Below are 19,933 nucleotides of genomic sequence, written 5' to 3'. Positions count from 1 at the left end.
GGGTGTTTTTACTTCCCGCCCTTCACCGTCGTATAGGCGGTGATCAGGTTGCGGTAGTCCGGGATATGGTTGGAGAACAGCGTGCCCAGGCCTTCGATGTCGTTGCGCCAGTCGCGGTGCAGCTCGCACGCCACGCCGAACCATGTCATCAACTGCGCGCCGGCTTCCGCCATCCGGTGCCAGGCCGAATCGCGCGTGATTTCGTTGAAGGTGCCCGAGGCATCGGTGACGACGAACACTTCGAAGCCCTCTTCGATCGCCGACAGCGCCGGAAACGCCACGCATACTTCCGTGACCACGCCGGCGATCAGCAACTGCTTCTTGCCGGTGGCGCGCACGGCCGAGACAAAGTCTTCGTTGTCCCAGGCGTTGATCTGGCCCGGGCGTGGAATGAATGGCGCATCCGGGAACATGGCCTTGAGCTCGGGCACCAGCGGCCCGTTGGGGCCATCCTCGAAACTGGTCGTCAGCACCGTCGGCAGCTTGAAATACCTGGCCAGGTCGGCCAGCGCCAGCACGTTGTTCTTGAACTTGTCGGGCTCGATGTCCCGCACCAGCGACAGCAGGCCGGCCTGGTGGTCGACCATCAGCACGGCGGCCTGGGTCTTGTCCAGGCGCTTGTAGGGCTTACTCATGGCGCGCTCCTGTGGAGAAATTGCGGGCGCGGCCGGGATCCCCGGCAGCGCCCGCGTGGAGAAGCAGTGCCTAACAGGTTAGGACGTTAACGCTGGGAGTCCAGTACCTCGTGCTTCTGCTCGACTTCCTGCGCCTTCATGTAGCTTTCTATCAGCAGCTGGTAGGCCGGGAAGATCCTAGTGTAGACCTCGGCCCATTGCTGCGCGTCCGGGCGGTTCCAGGACTGTTGCAACTCCGACGCCACCGCGGCGGTGTCCATCGGCACCACGCCGGCCTGGACGATGCGCGCCAGGGTGATTTCCTGCGCCATCTTGGAATAGGTGCCCGACGCGTCGACTACCGCGAACACCTTGTAGCCGTCAGCCACCGCGCTGATCGACGGGAACGCCATGCACACGCTGGTGATGGTGCCGGCGATGATCAGGGTCTTCTTGCCGGTTTCGCGCACGGCGGCGACAAAGTCGGGGTTGTCCCAGGCATTGATCTCGCCCTTGCGCGCGACGTATTTGGCATGCGGCGCGTTTTCGTGGATCTCCGGGATCAGCGGACCATTGGGACCTTGCGGCACCGACGCGGTCGTGATGACCGGCAGCTTGCACAGCGTCGCCATCCTGGCCAGCGCGGCGGCGCGCAGGCGCAGCTCGGGCATCGGCATGTCGCCCACGGTCTGGAACAAGCCACTCTGGTGGTCGATCAGCAGCATTGCCGTATCGGCGGGATCGATGGCCGGACGCTTGCCGTTGAAATTGGCGGGTGTGGTCATTGGGCATTCTCCTATGCGGTTGGCAAAACCGGCGGACCGGATCATCCGGAACCGACCGTGTTGCAGAAGCATAGGACTTGGCAAAAACGCCCGGTAGACCGGAGAATCTGCCCTCAGCGTCCTACTGGCAGGACGACAGGAGCGGCTTTGCATCCGGACCTCAATGACCTGTACTACTTCGCGCAGGTGGTCGACCACCAGGGCTTTGCCCCGGCCGGCCGCGTGCTGGGCATCCCCAAGTCCAAGCTCAGCCGGCGCGTGGCCCTGCTGGAAGAGCGCCTCGGCGTGCGCCTGATCCAGCGCTCGACGCGGCGCTTCTCGGTGACGGAACTGGGACAGACCTATTACGCCCACTGCAAGGCCATGCTGGTCGAGGCCGAGGCGGCCGAGAGCGCGATCGAGCAATGCCGCGCCGAGCCCAGCGGGCTGGTGCGCATGACCTGCCCGGTGGCCCTGCTGCATGCGCACGTGGGCGGGATGGTCGCCGACTTCATGGCGGCCAATCCCAAGGTCATCGTGCACCTGGAGGCCACCAACCGGCGCGTTGACGTGGTCGCCGAGGGCATCGACCTGGCCGTGCGTGTGCGCGTGCCGCCGCTGGAAGACAGCGACCTGGTGATGCGGGTGCTGGCGCAGCGCGCCTGGAGCTTTGTCGCCAGCCCGGCGCTGCTGGAAAAGCACGGACCGCTGCTGGCGCCGGCGGACCTGAACGCGCTGCCCACGCTGGACCTGGGCCCGCCGCGCCCGTCGCACACCTGGTCGCTGTACGGTCCCGGCGGCGCCAGCGCCGACTTGCACCACAAGCCCCGGCTGGTCACCGACGACATGATCATGCTGCGCACCGCGGCAGTGGCCGGCGCGGGCGTCGTGCAACTGCCGGTGATGATGATGACCGACGAGCTGCGCGATGGCTGCCTGGTAAAGGTGCTGCCGGAATGGTCGGTCAAGGGCGGCGTGATCCACGCCGTGTTTCCGTCGCGGCGCGGGCTGCTGCCGTCGGTGCGCGAGCTGATCGATTTCCTGTCGCAGCGCTTCGCGCAGATCGACGAATCCTGAGCGGCGCGGGCGCGCCCCCGCTACGGGCAGTGGCCGTCACGCGGGCGGCCTTGGCCCGAAAGTGGTATCATCCACGTTCCCATGTACAGACCGGATCGGCAACGCCCGCCTTCTGTGCATCTGCCGCAGACCTCTCTGCTGTAAGCACTCCAGTAGCGGCATATCAGGCGCAAACCCGGGCCGACACCCGCTGCGTCCTCGGGCCGACAGCCCATCACCCTTTTCCGACCAGCGGCTGGTCCGCTCCGCGACGATCGCCCGTACCCTGCCGGTACGCCGGCGCCTCGGCCTGCGCAGGCATGGTCCACTTCACGCCAGATACAACGCCCGCGCTGCCGCGCGGGCCCGATGCTGGCACATCGCAACGGCTGACGGCCGCCACCGCGCCACGCGCCGCATCGGCATGCCGATGCCCGCGCTGCCGACGGCCGCGCCCAAGAACAGGTAACACATTGAATCGAGTCAACTCCATCCAGCAGAGCCCTTATACCGTTTCCGTCTATCCGATCGAGCAGGAACCTGGCCTATGGTTCGCGACCTACATGATTGCGGAATACCGCAACGGCGCCGAACGCATCGTGGCCAACGTGGCCATGCGCCATGACACCCACCGCTCCGAAGCCCGCGCCAGGCAGGCAGCGCGCCGCGCGGGCGAACATGCCGCGGCGCGCCTGCGCCAGCAGTAGGCCGCGCAGCAAGCCGCCTCGTCAGTCCCATCCATCGGTCCGCCGCTATCCGGCTGGCCGCCACCACGGCACGCGCACAAGCCGCGCGGCTACAGCAAGGAGCTCCCTTGGCAAAAGAAGAACTGGTCGAATTTGGCGGCAAGGTGTCGGAAGTGCTGCCCGACAACCGCTTTCGCGTGATCCTGGAAAACGGCTTCGAAGTCTGGGCGTATTCATCCGGGCGGCTGAAGAAGAACCGCATCCGCGTACTGGCGGGCGACCGTGTCACGCTGGAGATGTCGCCCTATGACCTGACCAAGGGCCGCATCAACTACCGGCACAAGTCCTAGCCGGCACCACTTCGCCATGGCATGCGCCGCGCCGGCGCGTGCCGTCCCGCACTGCTCTATCCCACAATCAAGGAGAATCGATCATGTCCGTCATCGAAGAATGGGAAGCCCTGCACCTGACGCCGGAAGGCTGGCAGCCGGGCAGCTACCGACACGCGCCCTGGCAAGCGGTGGAAATCGCACCGCCCGCGGCGGGCGTGCTGACTGTCAGGCGCCACGTGACGGCGACCTATTGCGGTCCGTCACGCGCGGTGGAAGACCGTACTCCGGAGATCACGGACATGGCGCTGATCGAAGCGCTGCTGGAGCGCCACGGCGACCCCGTATTCCGGATCTGACGCCACGCGGCATTCCGCGCAGCCGCCTACCGTTGCCGCTGGCGCACTGACACGTCAGCCAAGCACGCGCACATGCGGCCGGGCCGTCCTGAGCCCGGCGCCGACCGTGCGCAACTCGCCGTCCCACGGGGCGGCGGCCAGGTCCAGCACATAGTCGCCCTCGCGCGCCTTGTCGTGCAGCTGGTCGCGCACCACCTGGCCGATGGCCAGGCGGCACAGCGCCTCGCCATTGGTGGCAAGCTGGCCGCGCAATGCGGCCGGGTCGGTCAGTACGCCGAACGAACGCCGCCCTACGCCGACGAAGCTGGTGAACAGCACGCCGGTGGGGCGCTCGGCATCGATAAAGCAGATGGCCACGTGATAGGTGGTGCCTTTGCCCTCGCCGGGCAACGTGCACAGAAAACCGGATGATCCCGTACGTATGTCCATGAACGGACTCCTTGCAGTCTGACGGATGACGCCGCGCGCCTCCTTGCGCAACGGGCCGGATCGACCGGCACGCTGCAAACACCGGCGCCCTATAGCGACGCCCTACAGCGACGCCACGGATTCGCCGGCAATCAGCCCGTTGATGATGTCTTCGCCGAACTGCAGCGCGCCGCGGCGCGCCGAGCCGATGTTCTCCCAGCGCGACTGGCCCAGCGGGAACACGCGTGCATGGTCCTCGCCCGGGCGATAGCCTTCGCGGCAGATCACGATCGAAGCCTGGAAGCTGTTGTCGGGCCGGGTGCGCGGCCAAGCCTGCTCGGGCCGGTTGCGGTAGACCAGCGGGTACAGGTCAAAACCCTTGTAGCTGGCAAAGGGTGTGGTGCCGGGAACATTGTTGCCGGGACTGCGGCTGGGACTACTGTCGCTCACGACGGCTCCATGCGGCATGATGCCGCGTCGATGGAAGAGAAATGCAGGAACGGCGCCGGGGTTCGCTCAGGACGCCGGCAATCCAGACGAGGCCACCGACACCCCGGGCACCGCGCCGTTGATGATGGCTTCGGCATAGCGCAGCGCACCACGGCGGGCGCCGCCGACGTTGTCCCACGGCGTGGCATCCAGGCGGAACGTACGTGCCTGCGCGCCTTCCGGCGACTCGCCTTCGAGACAGATCACCACCGCCGCATCGAACGAGCGGTCGGGCCGCGGCTCTGGCCACACGCGCGTGATGGTGTGCTTGTACACCAGGGGATAGAGGTCGTACCCCTTGTAAGTCGCAGCTGGATAGATATCCATGGCAGCCTCCGGCGGAATGGTGGTGTTGCCCCCACTCTACGCCTGTTGAGGGCCACGCAGTGGCTTTATTTCGCCATCGGCCGGCATCATGCCGGGCAAAATGAAAAAGCTCCGCCACAGCGGAGCTTTTCTTTTCAAACTGGCGCCGGGGCGCTCAGCTTAACTTGGTTCGGCGCGCTTAAATCGGCTCGATCTTGGTCGCGGCCGGGCCCTTCTGGCCGACGCCGGCGACGTAACGCACCTTCTGGCCTTCTTGCAGCGACTTGAAACCGCTGCCCTGGACTTCGGAGAAGTGCGCGAACAGGTCGTTGCCGCCTGCATCAGGCGTAATGAAGCCAAAACCCTTCGAATCATTGAACCACTTGACGGTACCGGTTTCCATGTTGGATTCCTCAAAAAGTATTTCTTGCCTGGCAAAAGCGCCGGCAAGGCATGACGATCAAGGAAGTAACTTGGAGAATAAGTGGCGCCGTGTGGGCAAGCACCTGGACTTCGAGATTGCTGCTTGAAAGACCTGCACTCACCCTTATACAGGTGCCTCCGCCCCGGGTCAATTCACTTCGCCAGATCGGCAAAAAATTGCGGCAATAAGCGTCGCATGGGCTGGCTGCGGGCCCCGCTGTCAGTGCGTGCTACAGTGCCGCATCGAACGGACAAGAACGAATGACACTCTGCCCTGCCTGCCAGGCCATCGAACGCCACCGCCGCGGTGCCCCCGGGCACGCCGCGCTGCGCATCACCGACACCCAACGCATCAAGCCGCCCGGGTCGGCCGCGGTGACCATCAGCACCTTTGTGTGCCAGGACTGCGGCGCGCGCTGGACTTACCGGGACCAGAAAAAAGGCACCGAACAAGGCTGGGAAGTACAACCGGACACTTAGCCCGGCCCTGAAAGGAAAAAACCCCGGACCAGAGTCCGGGGTTTCTGCTCACGCGCGGCCCGCAACGCGGGCCGGCTGCGCTCAGGCTGCCACCGAGGCCAGCGCGGCGTTCAGCGTCTGGCTCGGGCGCATCGCGGCGCTGAGCTTGGCCGCGTCCGGCTGGTAGTAGCCGCCGATGTCCACCGGCTGGCCCTGCACCGCGGCGAGTTCGCCGACGATCTTCTGCTCGTTGTCGGTCAGCGTCCTGGCCAGCGGCGCAAACTTGGCGGCCAGCTCGGCGTCGTCCGACTGCGCGGCCAGTTCCTGGGCCCAGTACATCGCCAGGTAGAACTGGCTGCCACGGTTGTCGAGCTCGCCGGTCTTGGGCGACGGGCTCTTGTTGTTGTCGAGCAGCTTGCCGGTGGCGGCATCCAGCGTCTTGGCCAGGATCTTGGCACGGGCGTTGCCGGTCTTGATGCCGACATCTTCCAGCGACACCGCCAGCGCCAGGAACTCGCCCAGCGAATCCCAGCGCAGGTGGTTTTCTTCCACCAGCTGCTTGACGTGCTTGGGCGCCGAACCGCCCGCGCCCGTTTCATACATGCCGCCGCCGGCCATCAGCGGCACGATCGACAGCATCTTGGCGCTGGTGCCCAGCTCCATGATCGGGAACAGGTCGGTCAGGTAGTCGCGCAGGATGTTGCCGGTCACCGAGATGGTGTCCAGGCCGCGGATCACGCGCTCGAGCGTATAACGCATGGCGCGCACCTGCGACATGATCTGGATGTCCAGGCCGCTGGTGTCGTGGTCCTTCAGGTAGGTTTCCACCTTCTTGATCAGCTCGGCCTCGTGCGGGCGGTACGGGTCCAGCCAGAACACCGCCGGCATGCCCGAGTTGCGCGCGCGCGTGACGGCCAGCTTGACCCAGTCGCGGATCGGCGCGTCCTTGACCTGGCACATGCGCCAGATGTCGCCCTGCTCGACGTTCTGCGTCAGCAGCACTTCACCGGTGGCCAGGTCGACGATGTTGGCGACGCCGTCTTCGGCGATCTCGAAGGTCTTGTCGTGCGAGCCGTATTCCTCGGCCTTCTGCGCCATCAGGCCGACATTGGGCACGGTGCCCATGGTGGTGGGGTCGAAGTTGCCGTTGGTCTTGCAGAAGTTGATGATTTCCTGATAGATACGGGCGAAGGTGCTTTCCGGGATCACCGCCTTGGTGTCCTTGGGACGGCCGTCGGCGCCCCACATCTTGCCGCCGATGCGGATCATGGCCGGCATCGAGGCATCGACGATCACGTCGTTGGGCGCGTGCAGGTTGGAGATGCCCTTGGCCGAATCCACCATCGCCAGTTCCGGGCGATGCTCGTGGCAGGCGTGCAGGTCGCGGATGATCTCTTCGCGCTTGGAGCTGGGCAGCGACTCGATCTTCTCGTACAGGTTGACCAGGCCGTTGTTGACGTTGACGCCCAGTTCGTCGAACAGCGCGCCGTGCTTGGCGAAGGCTTCCTTGTAGAAGATCTTGACGGCGTGGCCGAACACGATCGGGTGCGACACCTTCATCATGGTCGCCTTGACGTGCAGCGACAGCATCACGCCGGTCTTGCGCGCGTCTTCGAACTGCTCTTCATAGAAGGCGCACAGGGCCTTCTTGCTCATGAACATGCTGTCGATGATCTCGCCATCCTGCAGCGACACCTTGGGCTTGAGCACGATGGTCTTGCCGCTCTTGGTGATCAGCTCCATCTTGACGTCGCGCGCGCGGTCCAGCGTCATCGACTTTTCGCCGTGGTAGAAGTCGCCGTGCTTCATGTGCGCCACGTGCGTGCGCGAGGCCATGCTCCACTCGCCCATGCTGTGCGGGTGCTTGCGCGCGTAGTTCTTGACCGCGGCCGGGGCGCGGCGGTCGGAATTGCCTTCGCGCAGCACCGGGTTCACGGCCGAGCCCAGGCACTTGGAGTAGCGCTTCTGGATCGCCTTTTCCTCGTCGGTCTTGGGATCTTCCGGATAGTCCGGCACCTTGTAGCCCTTGCCCTGCAGTTCGCGGATGGCGCTGACCAGCTGGTGCACCGAGGCCGAGATGTTGGGCAGCTTGATGATGTTGGTGTCGGGCAGCTGCGTCAGCTTGCCCAGCTCGGCCAGGTTGTCCGGCACGCGTTGTTCTTCGGTCAGGAATTCGGGGAACTCGCCCAAGATACGGCCCGCCACCGAGATATCGCTGGTGGTGACGTTGATGCCGGCCGGCTTGGTAAAGGTCTGGATGATCGGGAGGAACGCACTGGTCGCCAGCAGCGGGGCTTCGTCGGTCAGCGTGTAGATGATGGTGGGTTGCTGGGTACTCATTGCTTCTCTCAGATCCTCTATCGGTGGGTGGGACTTCTGCCTGCCGGGTCACGGTCAGGGCAACAAACTAGGCGAAAAATAGAATTTTGCCTCAGTTTCCTTTCAAGAGACTGAAAATCTACGCCGTCAAGGCCTTTCTTCTGCCCTGTCTTGATCGCCCAGCTGGCCGTCATCGCGCCTGCCTCCCTACGCGGCGCGTCGTAGGTCAGAGTTAGATCTGATCTGCATGAAGTTTCATTCCGACAACCAGATGCAGCGCAGCTCACTGGAACCCAGCACGCACCAAAGGGTGGAGGTGGCGTAGCGGCTGCACAGTGGCGGGCGCGCGTCTATCCGTCTTTTGTCTCGTAACTCAGGTCGAACGACGCACATTGCGTCGCTTTCCGCATGGAAATCGGCGCGAACCGACTGCCCTATCCGCCTTTTCGACCACAACAGGCGTGGTGCATTCCTGAACCTGCGCCAACGTTTCAGGGCGGAAACGCCGCTTTTGGCTCAAAGTGCCAGATGACGCACTAATCAGCGTTTTTCGCGTTCGGCGCCCCTGGTCGCGCCCGCGTGCCGGTGCCGGCCCACGGCCTCGACCGGTGTATTCCGTACACCGTTTTGTTACGGACCTGTAACCGCCACGATCCCCCGCGGCGCCCGGACCACCGCGCCAGGAACGCAGGAGCCTCGCGGATCAAGGCACTACGGTCCGCTGGCACGGCCGTCGCTATGGCTCCGCCCAGGAGGGCACAGGCAGCCATCAACCTGGTGTACCGGCCCGATGCCGGCTTCCGACACCGCCTCTCGCAAAAGAACCCCGGCAGCATTTGCTGACCAGACCAAAGAGACCGACATGCCGAAGAAAGTGCTGGCTGTATTCGGAACCCGGCCGGAAGCCATCAAGATGGCGCCGCTGATCCACCGCCTGAAGGCCTCCGACAGCTTCGAGCTGCGGGTCTGCGTGACTGGCCAGCATCGCGAGATGCTCGACCAGGTGTTGCGGCTGTTCGAGATCGAACCGGATTTCGACCTCAACGTCATCAGCCAGGGCCAAAGCCTGAGCGACATCACCACGCGCGTGCTCTCCGGCGTGCATGCGGTGCTCGAGCAATACCTGCCTGATGCGGTGCTGGTCCATGGCGACACCACCACCACGCTGGCAGCCACGCTCGCCGCGTTTTACCGGAATGTTGCGGTCGGACACGTCGAGGCGGGGCTGCGCACCGGCAACCTGAGCGCCCCCTGGCCCGAGGAGATGAACCGCCGCGTCACCGACGTGATGGCCGCCTGGCACTTCGCGCCGACGCAGCAGGCACAGGAGACGCTGCTGCGGGAGGGCGTCGATCCGATCCGGGTCAGCCTGACCGGCAACACCGGTATCGACGCACTGCTGCAGGTCAAGGCCCGGCTGGACAGCGACATCGTGCTGCACCGGGAACTGACGGGAAATTACCCCTTCCTGGACGACTCGCGCCGGCTGGTGCTGGTGACCGGACACCGGCGCGAAAATTTCGGCGCGCCGTTCGAGCGCCTGTTCACGGCGCTGAGAACGCTCGCGGACCGCAATCCCGACCTGCAGTTCGTCTATCCGGTGCACCTGAACCCGCGTGTGCGTGCGCCCGTGCAGGCGATCCTGAGCGGGCATCCGGACATCCACCTGATCGAGCCACAGGAGTACCTGCCTTTTGTGTACCTGATGTCGCGCGCGCATCTGATCGTCACGGATTCCGGCGGCATCCAGGAAGAGGCGCCCGCACTGGGCAAGCCTGTGCTGGTAACACGCGAGACCACCGAGCGTCCCGAAGCCGTCGCCGCGGGCACGGCGCGGCTGGTCGGCTCGGACCCGGAGCGCCTGATTGCCGCGGCCGAGCAGTTGCTCAATGACGCCGACGAGTATGCACGCATGTCGCGCGCACACAACCCCTTTGGCGATGGCCGGGCCAGCGAACGCATCGTGCTTGCGCTGCAGGGCGGTGCGCAGGACAGCGGCACGCGCGTCGGCCTTGCCGCGGGCGTGGCCAGCCCGTAGCGCAGACCAGGTCCGCGCCGACCGGCACAACCCCTTCTACACGCACAATTCGCGCAGCCACGCTTCGGCCGCGGCCGGCCTGGTTGCTTACCGCAGGAGCAACGCAATGAAGCGCTCACGTATTGGAATGGCCGCAGTCGTCGCCCTCGCCGCTGCGCTGGCTTTGCCGGCGGCCCGGGCCGCGCTGACCGAGGAAGCTGCGGCGGCCGTGGCCGGCAGCCCGCTCTACCTGCCGGCCAGCCCGGCGAATCCCGGCGGGCTGGCGGGCTACCAGCATGGCAGCCAGCTTGATTTCACGTTCGAAGCCCATGCGCCGAGCAAGAACAGGGCGCTGAAGGACAAGCTGACGAAGAAGGTCCTGAGCAACGCCGTGGCGGGCCCCCGCGTGCGGACCGGGTCCTACACGCTGGCCCCGGCGCCCGACGCCGAGCCGGACTGATCCCCGGCAGTGCCGTGGCGCCTCGCCGCCGCATCGCCTGACGTGCCCTGCCGCAACCGCGCGGCTGCGCCCGGCAAGACCGCTTCTACATACCTCGCGCTCGGAGAAGACCATGTCCAACCCACTGTACGCGTTGCTGCAACGGCTGCGAAATGGCCGCCTCATGCTGCTGATGGTATTGGCGGCGCTGTCCCTGGCCATGCCCACCGCGGCGCGCGCCGCCACCAACCAGATCGCGCTGCTGGTGCCAGACGGCATGGCGCTGCCCGATGCGCGCGTCTCGGCGTGGCAGGACGCAGCGCTGGAAGAGGGGCTGAAGCTCACCGTCATCAGCGACAGCCAGTTGCTGCAGGGCATCACCCCGGCACAGTTCCCCGGCGTAATCCTGCCCGACCAGGTGCATGTGAATGCCAGCGACGCGCTGATCGCCGCGCTGGAGAGCTACACCAGCCTCGGCGGCAAGGTCATGCTGGTATATGACTTCGGCGCGCTGACCACCACGGGCTTCTACGCGCCGCAAAAAAGCCGGCTCAGCAACCTTGCCGGCGTCGACTACGTGCTTTATGACTCCCTGCTCGGCAATATGATCGGCCTGGGGCCGGTCACGGGCCTGGGCAGCACGCTGCGGAGCATCCAGGTGCCGCCGGGCAAGTCGATGCGGTGGTCCACCGCCAGCACCACCGATCCGGTCGAGGGCATCTCGGGCTATGTCTATGGCTTTTTGACCTATCCCAGCTTTGTCACCCAAGGCAGCTATTCCGGCTCGGCACTGCTGACCTCGCCGAACTTCGGGCTGGTGGCCGGCCTGCGCAACTTCGGCACGGGCAGCGTGCTGTTCGTCAACCTGCCGCTGTCGTACCTCAAGGGCCAGACCGACGGCATGCTGATGCACGGCTTCCTGCGCTACTTTGCCGTCAACCTGATGAAGCTGCCGCGGCTGTCGGCACAGCCCAAGGGACGCGCCGGGCTGGTGCTGAACATGCATTTCTGCGCCGGCGACCAGATCGCGCCCGCGCTCAAGCTCAAGAACTGGGGCGTCTTCAACAACGGCCCGTTCTCCGTTTCCGTGACCGCGGGACCGGACCAGGTCACCTTTGGCGATGGACTCGGCATCAAGCTGTCGCAGAACACCACGGCCCAGCAGCTGCTGCTGTTTCTGCAATCCAAAGGCCACAAGATCGGCAGCCATGGCGGATGGATCCACGACTACTGGGGCGCCAACGCCAGTGAAGGCAACCAGGCCACGTTCCAGCAGTATCTGGAGCTCAACAAGCAAAGCGTCGAAGCGGTGACAGGCAGGCCGGCCGTCGAATATGCCGCGCCCGAAGGGAACACGCCGCCATGGTCGGTCGACTGGCTGGAAGCCAACGGCAATACCGGCTACTACTTCCTTGGCCACACCGGCATGGCGCCGACGCGCAGCTACCGCAACGGCGTGCTGAGCAACCAGAACATCCGCGCCTTCCCGGTAATGCCGTTCGGCCAGTATGCGACGTTCGAGGAGTTCGAGGAGTTCAACGTGCCCGCGGGCAGCGTCACCGCCTGGTACCGGCAACTGATCGACTTCGTGGTCAAGAACCGCACCAGCCGGCTGATCTACATGCACCCCCTCGGCGCCCAGGATTATCCGACTGTACTGAGCGCGCTGTTCAACCGCGCCACGACGCTGGCGCTGGCCGGGCAGTTCAGCTGGTACACCATGGATACGCTCTCCAGGTTCGCGCAGCGGCGCGACCAGACCAGCTGGCAGGCCACCGACAACGGCCTTACCTGGGTGTTCCAGGCCTCGCATCCGACCGACCTGACCGACATGACCTGGCTGCTGCCGCGCACGGGCTTTATCCAGCCGGTGGTCACCGGCGGCCTCGGGCTCGTGACTTTCGATGCCAACAACTGGATCGTGACTTCGCTGGGCGGGACCTCGCTGACGTTTGTCGCCAGCAAGCTCTGATGCGCCGGACCGCAAGGCACGGCCCGCCTGCCCGCGCGCATCACGACGCAGCGACAGGCGCGCCGCGCCGCGTGTTAACCATAGACTGAAGGGTCGTCGTCATGCGCCTGGCCTGTCGCTACTTGCCACTGCTGTGCGGATGGCTTGCATGCAGCGCCTCCGTGCCGCTGCAGGCTGATCCCCTGATCGCTCAGGCCGGCGCCGCGCAGACCACCCCCGGCGCCATGACCGGGGCCATGGCGGACAATTTGTACGACCCCGGCGCGCAATCCGTGGCGCTGGCGATGGCCTACGTCGACACCATGTCGTCCCATGGGATGTCCGCCGATACGCTGGAGCCAGCCGCCCCGCCCGCGCGCACCTGGCCGCCGGCCCCGGCGGGCCAGCCACCGGCGCAGGCTGGCGGGCACGCCCTGGTCGCGCTGCTGACCACCCTGCTGGCGCTGATCGTGGTCCTGGTGGTGTTCTATGCCGTGCGGCACTACGTGTTCACGCTGAACCGCCTGTTTGGCAAGCAACGCCACCCTTACCTCGACATCGATATCGCCGACTGGCCGATGCTGACGGTGATGGTCGCCGCGCACAACGAAGAAGCCGTGATCGCCGGCTCGCTGGCATGCCTGCTGCGCGCCGACTACCCCAGCGAGCGCCTCACCATCATGCCGGTCAACGACCGCTCCACCGACCGCACCCGCGAGATCATCGACGCGGTGGTGGCGCAGCACCCGGGACGCATCACGCCGTTCCACCGCAGCGGCGGCAAGCCTGGCAAGGCCGCCGCGCTGAAGGATGCGTGCGAGACCGTGACCAGCGAAATCATCGTCGTCTTCGATGCCGACTACCTGCCGCCGATCGGCTTGCTCAAGCAACTGGTGGCGCCTTTCTTCGATCCCGAAGTGGGCGCCACCATGGGGCGCGTGGTGCCGATGAACCTCGGCAGCAACCTGCTGACGCGCCTGCTGGACCTCGAGCGCTCCGGCGGCTACCAGGTCGACCAGCAGGCGCGCATGAACCTGGACCTGGTGCCGCAGTATGGCGGCACCGTGGGCGGCATCCGCATGCGCGCGCTGCGCGCCGCCGGTGGCTGGCACGACGATGTGCTGGCCGAAGACACCGACCTGACCTACCGCCTGCTGCTGGCCAACTGGAAGACCGTCTACCAGAACTGGTCCGAATGCTATGAAGAAGTGCCCGAGAGCTGGGCCGTGCGCGTACGGCAGATCAAGCGCTGGACCAAGGGTCACAACCAGGCGCTCTACCGGCACGCCGCGAGCATGGCGCGCTGCCGCGACCACGACCTGCTCGAGCGGGTCGACGGCCTGGCGCTGCTGGGCATCTACATGATGGCGCCGGTGATGCTGGCCGGCTGGCTGCTGGCCATCCTCCTGTTCTATGCCGGCGGACTGCCGCTGCTGGGCGAGACCCTGATCCTGTTCGCACTGATGTCTTACGGCACGCTCGGCAATTTTGCCGCGTTCTTCGAGATCGCCGCCGCGGTGTACCTGGACGGCAGCCGCGCCCGCATCTGCCTGCTGCCGTTGAATTACTTCGGCTTCCTGGTAAGCGTGCTGGCCGTGTCGCGGGCCATCGCCGACCAGGTCCTGCTGGACCCGCTGCTGCGCCGCGAGATGCGCTGGGACAAGACCACACGCTACCGGCGGGGGGGTTGAACGTGTGGCCCCTGACGCTTGCGTTGCTGACCTTGCTGGTGCTGGCGCTGCCGCTGGCGCCGGCACTGCTGGAATGGCGCCGGCAACGCGATATCGGCCCGCTGCCCATCGATGGCGAACACACCCTGGATGTCGGCGCCGTGGCGGCGGGCTTGCGCGCGCAACTGGCTGCGCAGCCGGCGCGCCCCGGGCAAGCGGGCATGGCGGCGGCAGAGCTTTCGCTGGAGCCGCTGGTCCGCGTGCACGGCACCTTCGTGCCGACCCCGGCCGAGGCGGCAGCCGGGCTGTGCGCCCGCACCATCGTGGGCGCCGAAGCCGTGCTGCTGCCCAGCGATTATGCCTTTTCCCGCGACATCTACGGCCGGCGCAGCATCCGCACCGGGCAGCGCAATCGCCTGCAGGGACTGCTTTCCGACGGCGTCATCATCCTGGGCGCAGGCAGCGAGCTGGAGCGCTGGGCCCACGCCGGCCATGTTTACGCGGCCGAACGCTGCCGCCTGCTCGGCCCGGTGGGCGCGCTGCACGCGATCCGGCTGGAGGACGGCTGCCGCTTCGCGTCGGTGAGCGCGCCCGTGGTCCGTTTCGGACGCGCCGGCATCAAGCGTCCCGGCGCGATCCATGGCACTGCGGCCGGTCCGTGCGCACGATCGCCGGCGGGCGAGATCGCATCCGCCGAAGCGAGGGACGGCCGCTGGCTGGTGATGCACGACTTCACCTTCCCCGCCAACGCGCTGTACCGCGGCGACCTGGTGGTCCATGGCAACCTGTGGCTGGGCAGCGGCGCCCACATTGCCGGCAGCGTCAAGGCGAGCGGCAGCATCCGCCTGGAAGCCGGCGCCGTCATCGATGGCGCCCTGATTGCCGGGGCTGTCATCTCGATGGAGCGCGCCTGCGCCGTCGGCGGCCCGGTCGCCGCCGAACGCGAGGTCAGGCTGGCGCCGTTCTGCGTCATCGGCGCGCCGCAGCGGCACACCACCGTGGTGGCGCCGGTGCTGCTGGCGCGCGTCGGCGCCACGGTCCACGGTGCCGCGTCGGCGCTCGAGCTCGGCCGCGTGGAATCGGATTGCGAAGCTGCCACGGCCAAGGACCAGCCATGCCCGCCATAAACGCCCTGTTCACCCTGATGCTGGCGCTTGCCACGCTCCTGCCCGCCCATGCAGCCGCCGCCGAGCTCGCGCTGCCGGGCTACCAACGGGCCGACGGCGCGATCACGACGTATTTCGGCGGCGACTCGATCGACCCGTATTTTGCGGCCAAGGCCCTGCTGGCGGCGCAGGATGCCGGCATGGCCACCACGACCGCGGCCGGCAACTGGATCGCCTGGCAACTGCCACGCCAGCACGGCGACGGCCGCTTCGACCGCTATTGCCTCAAGGGGCAACGTTTTGCCGCCTGCCAGCCCGCCGATGCCGACGACGCGCTGATGGCGGCCTGGATGGAATTGCTGGTTCGCACCGCCCCTGCCAGGGGCATGCCGCCCGCGTGGCAGGCCAGCTTCGACAAGGCCAGCCGCTACCTCGACACGCTGCGTGACCGCCGCACCGGCGTCTATCAGATCTCGTCCACGCTGCCGGTGGCGCTGCTGATGGACAACGTGGAAGTCTCCAGCGCGTTCAAGGCGGTCAGCCGCTACCGCGCGCGGCTGGGCGACAGCAGCGGCGCCCTGGCCTGGGCACGCCAGGCCGAACAGCTCGACCAGGCCATCCTGCGCGTGTTCTGGCGCAAGAACGGCTTCCTGGTGAGCACCCAGCCGCGCGAGCGCAGCGAGTTCTATCCCGATGCAGTGGCGCAGATCTTCCCCATCCTGGCCGACATCCAGGCGCCTGGCCGACCGCATGCCAGCGCCTACCGGGCGTGGATGACCACGCATCGCTTCGCCTGGCTGCAGATGTCCGAGGTGGACTTCCCTTGGGGCCTGGTGGCGCTGGTGGCCGACAAGATGGGCGACGCCGACGCCATCACCTGCTGGCGCGTACGCGCGAACCAATTCCGCCACGGCCGGCACTGGAACGTCCTGGAAGAGGCGCTGTTTCTGGCCTTCGAGTCCAGGCTCACGCCGGCGCAGGCGCTCGCGCCGCCGCCGGCGAGCCTGCGCTGCCGCTAGCACGGCTAGCGCAGGGGGCGCGGGGCAGCAAAGCAACAGGCCCGCGCGCCCGCGCAGCATTTCAGAGATGCAACACACCACCAAAATGACGAGGCATGGCGGATCGACGCATCGCCCCGGTCCGGTGTATGGTGCAAACGCTGCTGCTGCATGGGCGGGTCGCCGACGACCGCCCCCCGGCATTACCCACAGGCACGACAGGAGGCAACGTGAAGCTACCGGACGCCAGTCACTTCGGTGCACAGTCCCTCGCCTGCCTGCTGGGCATGCTGGCACTGGCGGCTTGCCCGCACGCCCGCGCGCAGGCCGAGGCGACCGCACCCCGGACCTTCGCCCCGTTGATGACGGGGTTCATCGAAGGCGGCCTGGGCCATGCCAACCTGAGCGGCAACAACGCCAGCTGGAACGACCAGTATCTGCGCGGCGGCATGCACCTGTCGGACAAGGACTACGTCACCGGCGAAATCAGCCACCAGCACCACTTTGGCGACCAGGGCACCTTCTTCGGCCTGGGCTACACCCGCGACTTCAACGCGGACTGGTACGGCTTCCTGAGCGCCGGCACCAGCACGGGCGGTTTTTTCCTGCCCGAGTTCCGTGTCGACGGCATGCTGTTCCGCAAGTTTCTAGAGAAAAGGAACCTGGTGGCCAGCGCCGGCTTCACCTACTACCGCGCCAGGGAAATCTATACCGACAAGACCCTGCTGCTCGGCCTGACCTACTATTTCGACGCGCCGTGGATCGTGCAGTTCGGCGCGCGGCTCAACCGCAGCGACCCGGGCAACGTCCGCTCCAGCCGCGGCGTGGCAGCCATTACCTACGGTCGCGACAAAGACCAGTACATCACGCTCAAGTACGACGGCGGCCGCGAAGCCTACCAGCTCACCGGCGCCCAGTCGCTGCTGAGCGACTTCACCAGCCACGAGGTCACCCTCAACTGGCGCAAGTGGTTCAACAAACGCTACGGCATGAATTTGCGCGCCATCTATTACGACAACCCTTCGTACCGGCGCAAGCAGGCCGAGATCGGCTTCTTTATCGAGTTCTGATCTATGCCGCGCCAGGCCAGCGACCCCACTGCCGAGCCGGCCGCCGCACGCGACAAGGGCGATGCACTCGGCCTGGCGACGCTGTACCACGCCCGGCAACGGTCGCTGCAGCGACTGATATTGGACCTGCCCACGCTGGCCGCGATCCCGCTGGTCGCGGCCGCCTTCAACGCGGCAGAGTGGATGCTGCGCGCGCAGCTGAGCGCGGCATGGGCGGCCGTGCTGGCGTTCTGGATCGACAAGCTGAGGCTGGACGGCACCGTGGCCGAGCGCGCCGTACCGCTGGGCTGGCTCAACCTGCCGCTTCCCTACATCAACGTCTCCGCCGCCGTGCCCGACGCGCCGACCTGGTGGCTGACGCTGCTCGGCACGCTGGCCGCCGCGCTGCTGGCGTTGCGCCTGCGCGACCATTACCTGCCGCTGCGCTATTTCGTGCTGTTCGCGGTGTTCGTGCAGGCCACCGCGCTGCTGTTCTTCGCGGTGGCACCGGACAGTTTTCCGTATAGCGCGAGCGGCTACCTGGACAACGGCCTCAAGACCTCGTGCGGCCTGCTCTGGCTGATGCCGTGGGCGCACGCGCTGACCTATTACATCTTCCGCTTCGCGTGGTGGAAGAAGGTGTCGTTGACGCTGCTGACACTGGCATTCGTGGTGGTCGCCGTGCCGTTGCAGCTGGCGCTGCACCTGTACGTCCTGTCCTGCTGTTCGTTGCTGATGATGCCGTTGCTGTCCTTCGTACTGGGACCGACCGTGATGGTCGCGGGATGCATCGGGCTGTATGGGTGGGCCATGAGCTGGAGCCGCGCCGGCGAGCAGAACACGTAGTGCCACGGTGCCCGCCGTGGCCACGCGCAACCGGCGCACCCCACTCCGGCCGCGCCGGGCCCGCACCGGCGCCGGCGCCGGCGCCGGCGCCTGGCCGCTACGCCGCCAGCCTGAACGTCGCCACCGCCGCCTTCAGCCGCTGCGCCTGCTCCTCGAGCGAACCCGCCGCCGCGGCCGCCTCTTCCACCAGCGCGGCGTTCTGCTGCGTCACCGTATCCATCTGTGTCACCGCCTGGTTCACCTGCTCGATGCCCGAGCTCTGCTCGGCCGACGCGGCGCTGATCTCGCCCATGATGTCGGTCACGCGCCTGACCGCGGCGACGATCTCTTCCATGGTCTGGCCCGACTGCGTCACCAGCATCGAGCCCTTTTCGACGCGCTCGACCGAATCGCCGATCAGCGCCTTGATCTCCTTGGCCGCGGTCGCGCTGCGCTGCGCCAGCGTGCGCACTTCGCCGGCCACCACCGCGAAGCCACGGCCCTGCTCGCCGGCGCGCGCGGCTTCCACCGCGGCATTCAGCGCCAGGATATTGGTCTGGAACGCAATGCCCTCGATCACGGCGATGATGTCGACCACCTTCTTCGACGCGCCGTTGATCTCTTCCATGGTCTCGGCGACCTTGCCCGCGACTTCGCCGCCCTTGGCGGCGATATCCGAGGCGTTGACCGCGAGCGTGCTGGCCTGGCGCGCGTTGTCGGCGTTCTGGCGCACGATGCTGGTCAGCTCCTCCATGCTGGCCGCGGTCTGCTGCAGCGACGAGGCCTGTTCCTCGGTGCGCTGCGACAGGTCGGTGTTGCCGGCGGCGATCTGGCTGGTGCCCGACACGATCGATTCGGTGCCGGCGCGCACCTGGCGCACGATGCGCAGGATATTGGCGTTCATGTCGGCCAATGCCTGCAGCAGCTGGCCGGTTTCGTCGCGGCTGTCGACGTCGATGCGGCTGGTCAGGTCGCCCGAGGCCACGGTGCGCGCCACCGCGACGGCGCGATGCAGCGGACGCGTGATGCCGATGGTGAGCCAGAACGCGAACGCAATGCCGATCCCGAGCACCACCACGCCCAGCCCGATCAGGCTGTTGCGCGCGTTGACGTAGATGCCGTTGATTTCGCGCGCGGTGGCGTCGATGCTGGCGCGCTGGATGTCGAGCAGCTTCTGGATCTCGGCCAGGTAGGCGTCGCCGGCGGGCACGAACTCTTTCTCCAGCACCTGGTTGGCTTCCTCGGTCAGCCCTTCCTGCTTGAGCTTCGTGATCTTGTCGCGCCCGTTGTTGTACGGGTCGCGCACGCTCAGGATCTTCTGGAACGCGGCCTTTTCCTGCTCGGAGCTGAGCATCGGCTGCAGCTTGTCGCGCAGCTGGGCAATGCCTTCGATCGAGGCCTTGGTCTCGGCGGCAAAGAACTGGCCCAGCGACGGGTCGGCGCTGCGCGCCACCGCGGTGGTGCGGCGCACGCTGGTGTGCATGAGGCGGTACCAGTCGCTGACCAGCCGCTCCTTGGTCAGCGGCTGCTGCATCATCGCGTGCGTGCGCTCGGCCACCTGCTGCAGGCGCAGCATGCCGAATGCCGTCATCAGCGCCGCAAGCAGCAATACCACCCCAAAACCGATGCCGAGGCGAACCCCGATACCTAGATTCTTCATGTCTTC

The 19,933-nt window shown here is 66.6% G+C and carries 21 protein-coding genes; 13 read left to right on the top strand and 8 right to left on the bottom strand.

Translation table 11 applies throughout. From position 1 onward, the window contains the following. Positions 1–8 precede the first annotated feature (8 nt). Both ycaC and A3AG_RS0127225 read right to left on the bottom strand, forming a co-directional pair. Complete coding sequence (gene ycaC / locus A3AG_RS0127230) at positions 9–635, bottom strand: isochorismate family cysteine hydrolase YcaC (protein ID WP_018008450.1); 627 nt, start codon at positions 633–635, stop codon at positions 9–11. Between the two features lie 86 nt (positions 636–721). Then, the gene (locus A3AG_RS0127225; protein WP_018008449.1) at positions 722–1,399 is read right to left on the bottom strand and encodes an isochorismatase family protein; all 678 of its coding nucleotides are present in this window, start codon (positions 1,397–1,399) and stop codon (positions 722–724) included. Between the two features lie 147 nt (positions 1,400–1,546). Here A3AG_RS0127225 and A3AG_RS0127220 point away from each other — a divergent pair, with 147 nt between their 5' ends. The 4 genes from A3AG_RS0127220 (at position 1,547) to A3AG_RS0127200 (ending at position 3,808) form a co-directional block, all read left to right on the top strand. Continuing rightward, the gene (locus tag A3AG_RS0127220; RefSeq protein ID WP_026164508.1) at positions 1,547–2,455 is read left to right on the top strand and encodes a LysR family transcriptional regulator; all 909 of its coding nucleotides are present in this window, start codon (positions 1,547–1,549) and stop codon (positions 2,453–2,455) included. A gap of 452 nt (positions 2,456–2,907) precedes the next feature. Then, positions 2,908–3,141, top strand: coding sequence for a hypothetical protein (locus tag A3AG_RS0127210; RefSeq protein ID WP_018008447.1), 234 nt, complete (start codon positions 2,908–2,910; stop codon positions 3,139–3,141). Between the two features lie 107 nt (positions 3,142–3,248). Further along, complete coding sequence (gene infA, locus A3AG_RS0127205) at positions 3,249–3,470, top strand: translation initiation factor IF-1 (protein ID WP_008646230.1); 222 nt, start codon at positions 3,249–3,251, stop codon at positions 3,468–3,470. An 83-nt stretch (positions 3,471–3,553) separates the two neighbouring features. After that, positions 3,554–3,808 (top strand): hypothetical protein, encoded by a 255-nt coding sequence (locus A3AG_RS0127200; RefSeq protein WP_018008446.1) that lies wholly within the window; start codon positions 3,554–3,556, stop codon positions 3,806–3,808. Between the two features lie 54 nt (positions 3,809–3,862). Here the strand turns inward: A3AG_RS0127200 and A3AG_RS0127195 are convergent, their stop codons facing one another. The 4 genes from A3AG_RS0127195 to A3AG_RS0127180 form a co-directional block, all read right to left on the bottom strand. Further along, positions 3,863–4,237 (bottom strand): hypothetical protein, encoded by a 375-nt coding sequence (locus A3AG_RS0127195; RefSeq protein ID WP_018008445.1) that lies wholly within the window; start codon positions 4,235–4,237, stop codon positions 3,863–3,865. Between the two features lie 102 nt (positions 4,238–4,339). Further along, the gene (locus A3AG_RS0127190) at positions 4,340–4,666 is read right to left on the bottom strand and encodes a hypothetical protein (protein WP_026164507.1); all 327 of its coding nucleotides are present in this window, start codon (positions 4,664–4,666) and stop codon (positions 4,340–4,342) included. A 66-nt stretch (positions 4,667–4,732) separates the two neighbouring features. Next, complete coding sequence (locus A3AG_RS0127185) at positions 4,733–5,032, bottom strand: hypothetical protein (protein ID WP_018008443.1); 300 nt, start codon at positions 5,030–5,032, stop codon at positions 4,733–4,735. A gap of 178 nt (positions 5,033–5,210) precedes the next feature. Further along, positions 5,211–5,414, bottom strand: a complete 204-nt coding sequence (locus tag A3AG_RS0127180) for a cold-shock protein (RefSeq protein ID WP_018008442.1) — start codon at positions 5,412–5,414, stop codon at positions 5,211–5,213. A 281-nt stretch (positions 5,415–5,695) separates the two neighbouring features. Here A3AG_RS0127180 and A3AG_RS0127175 point away from each other — a divergent pair, with 281 nt between their 5' ends. Next, the gene (locus A3AG_RS0127175; RefSeq protein WP_018008441.1) at positions 5,696–5,914 is read left to right on the top strand and encodes a hypothetical protein; all 219 of its coding nucleotides are present in this window, start codon (positions 5,696–5,698) and stop codon (positions 5,912–5,914) included. 81 nt (positions 5,915–5,995) lie between these two features. Here A3AG_RS0127175 and A3AG_RS0127170 read toward each other — a convergent pair whose 3' ends face one another. After that, positions 5,996–8,233, bottom strand: coding sequence for an NADP-dependent isocitrate dehydrogenase (locus A3AG_RS0127170; protein ID WP_018008440.1), 2,238 nt, complete (start codon positions 8,231–8,233; stop codon positions 5,996–5,998). 841 nt (positions 8,234–9,074) lie between these two features. Between A3AG_RS0127170 and wecB the strand changes: the two genes are divergently transcribed. The 8 genes from wecB to A3AG_RS0127130 all read left to right on the top strand — a co-directional run bounded on the left by wecB (position 9,075) and on the right by A3AG_RS0127130 (position 18,288). After that, positions 9,075–10,250, top strand: coding sequence for a non-hydrolyzing UDP-N-acetylglucosamine 2-epimerase (wecB, locus tag A3AG_RS0127165; RefSeq protein WP_018008439.1), 1,176 nt, complete (start codon positions 9,075–9,077; stop codon positions 10,248–10,250). A 106-nt stretch (positions 10,251–10,356) separates the two neighbouring features. Further along, positions 10,357–10,689, top strand: coding sequence for a hypothetical protein (locus A3AG_RS0127160; protein ID WP_026164506.1), 333 nt, complete (start codon positions 10,357–10,359; stop codon positions 10,687–10,689). A 172-nt stretch (positions 10,690–10,861) separates the two neighbouring features. After that, positions 10,862–12,640 (top strand): polysaccharide deacetylase family protein, encoded by a 1,779-nt coding sequence (locus tag A3AG_RS0127155; protein ID WP_172583531.1) that lies wholly within the window; start codon positions 10,862–10,864, stop codon positions 12,638–12,640. A 101-nt stretch (positions 12,641–12,741) separates the two neighbouring features. Continuing rightward, a complete protein-coding gene (locus A3AG_RS0127150) occupies positions 12,742–14,310 on the top strand; it encodes a glycosyltransferase family 2 protein (RefSeq protein ID WP_018008436.1) in 1,569 nt (522 codons plus the stop codon). A gap of 2 nt (positions 14,311–14,312) precedes the next feature. Continuing rightward, positions 14,313–15,416, top strand: a complete 1,104-nt coding sequence (locus A3AG_RS0127145; RefSeq protein WP_115678611.1) for a bactofilin family protein — start codon at positions 14,313–14,315, stop codon at positions 15,414–15,416. Further along, entirely contained in the window at positions 15,404–16,414 is a 1,011-nt protein-coding gene (locus tag A3AG_RS32080) for a hypothetical protein (protein ID WP_018008434.1), read from the top strand. Before A3AG_RS0127145 ends, A3AG_RS32080 begins: the two co-directional genes overlap by 13 nt. Before the next feature lie 209 nt (positions 16,415–16,623). Beyond that, on the top strand, positions 16,624–17,463 hold the full coding sequence (locus A3AG_RS0127135; protein ID WP_240619974.1) for a YaiO family outer membrane beta-barrel protein: 840 nt from the start codon (positions 16,624–16,626) through the stop codon (positions 17,461–17,463). A gap of 3 nt (positions 17,464–17,466) precedes the next feature. Further along, positions 17,467–18,288 carry a hypothetical protein gene (locus A3AG_RS0127130; protein ID WP_018008432.1) on the top strand — a complete coding sequence of 274 codons (822 nt, stop codon included), beginning with the start codon at positions 17,467–17,469 and terminating at the stop codon, positions 18,286–18,288. Between the two features lie 97 nt (positions 18,289–18,385). Here A3AG_RS0127130 and A3AG_RS0127125 read toward each other — a convergent pair whose 3' ends face one another. Then, positions 18,386–19,927, bottom strand: a complete 1,542-nt coding sequence (locus tag A3AG_RS0127125; protein ID WP_018008431.1) for a methyl-accepting chemotaxis protein — start codon at positions 19,925–19,927, stop codon at positions 18,386–18,388. Positions 19,928–19,933: the final 6 nt, after the last annotated feature.

This window comes from Cupriavidus neocaledonicus (assembly GCF_000372525.1).
GTDB classification, from domain to species: Bacteria; Pseudomonadota; Gammaproteobacteria; order Burkholderiales; family Burkholderiaceae; genus Cupriavidus; species Cupriavidus neocaledonicus.
This window is presented reverse-complemented; position numbering and strand designations above follow the sequence as displayed.

Bases quoted from the DNA above. Each gene is read 5' to 3' on its own strand.
- A3AG_RS0127155 (WP_172583531.1), top strand. From the start codon at position 10,862: ATGGTATTGGCGGCGCTGTCCCTGGCCATGCCCACCGCGGCGCGCGCC.
- A3AG_RS0127225 (WP_018008449.1), bottom strand. From the start codon at position 1,399: ATGACCACACCCGCCAATTTCAACGGCAAGCGTCCGGCCATCGATCCC.
- A3AG_RS0127160 (WP_026164506.1), top strand. From the start codon at position 10,357: ATGAAGCGCTCACGTATTGGAATGGCCGCAGTCGTCGCCCTCGCCGCT.
- A3AG_RS0127180 (WP_018008442.1), bottom strand. From the start codon at position 5,414: ATGGAAACCGGTACCGTCAAGTGGTTCAATGATTCGAAGGGTTTTGGC.
- A3AG_RS0127200 (WP_018008446.1), top strand. From the start codon at position 3,554: ATGTCCGTCATCGAAGAATGGGAAGCCCTGCACCTGACGCCGGAAGGC.
- A3AG_RS0127185 (WP_018008443.1), bottom strand. From the start codon at position 5,032: ATGGATATCTATCCAGCTGCGACTTACAAGGGGTACGACCTCTATCCC.
- A3AG_RS0127170 (WP_018008440.1), bottom strand. From the start codon at position 8,233: ATGAGTACCCAGCAACCCACCATCATCTACACGCTGACCGACGAAGCC.
- A3AG_RS0127150 (WP_018008436.1), top strand. From the start codon at position 12,742: ATGCGCCTGGCCTGTCGCTACTTGCCACTGCTGTGCGGATGGCTTGCA.
- ycaC (WP_018008450.1), bottom strand. From the start codon at position 635: ATGAGTAAGCCCTACAAGCGCCTGGACAAGACCCAGGCCGCCGTGCTG.
- A3AG_RS32080 (WP_018008434.1), top strand. From the start codon at position 15,404: ATGCCCGCCATAAACGCCCTGTTCACCCTGATGCTGGCGCTTGCCACG.
- A3AG_RS0127175 (WP_018008441.1), top strand. From the start codon at position 5,696: ATGACACTCTGCCCTGCCTGCCAGGCCATCGAACGCCACCGCCGCGGT.
- A3AG_RS0127130 (WP_018008432.1), top strand. From the start codon at position 17,467: ATGCCGCGCCAGGCCAGCGACCCCACTGCCGAGCCGGCCGCCGCACGC.
- A3AG_RS0127195 (WP_018008445.1), bottom strand. From the start codon at position 4,237: ATGGACATACGTACGGGATCATCCGGTTTTCTGTGCACGTTGCCCGGC.
- wecB (WP_018008439.1), top strand. From the start codon at position 9,075: ATGCCGAAGAAAGTGCTGGCTGTATTCGGAACCCGGCCGGAAGCCATC.
- A3AG_RS0127125 (WP_018008431.1), bottom strand. From the start codon at position 19,927: ATGAAGAATCTAGGTATCGGGGTTCGCCTCGGCATCGGTTTTGGGGTG.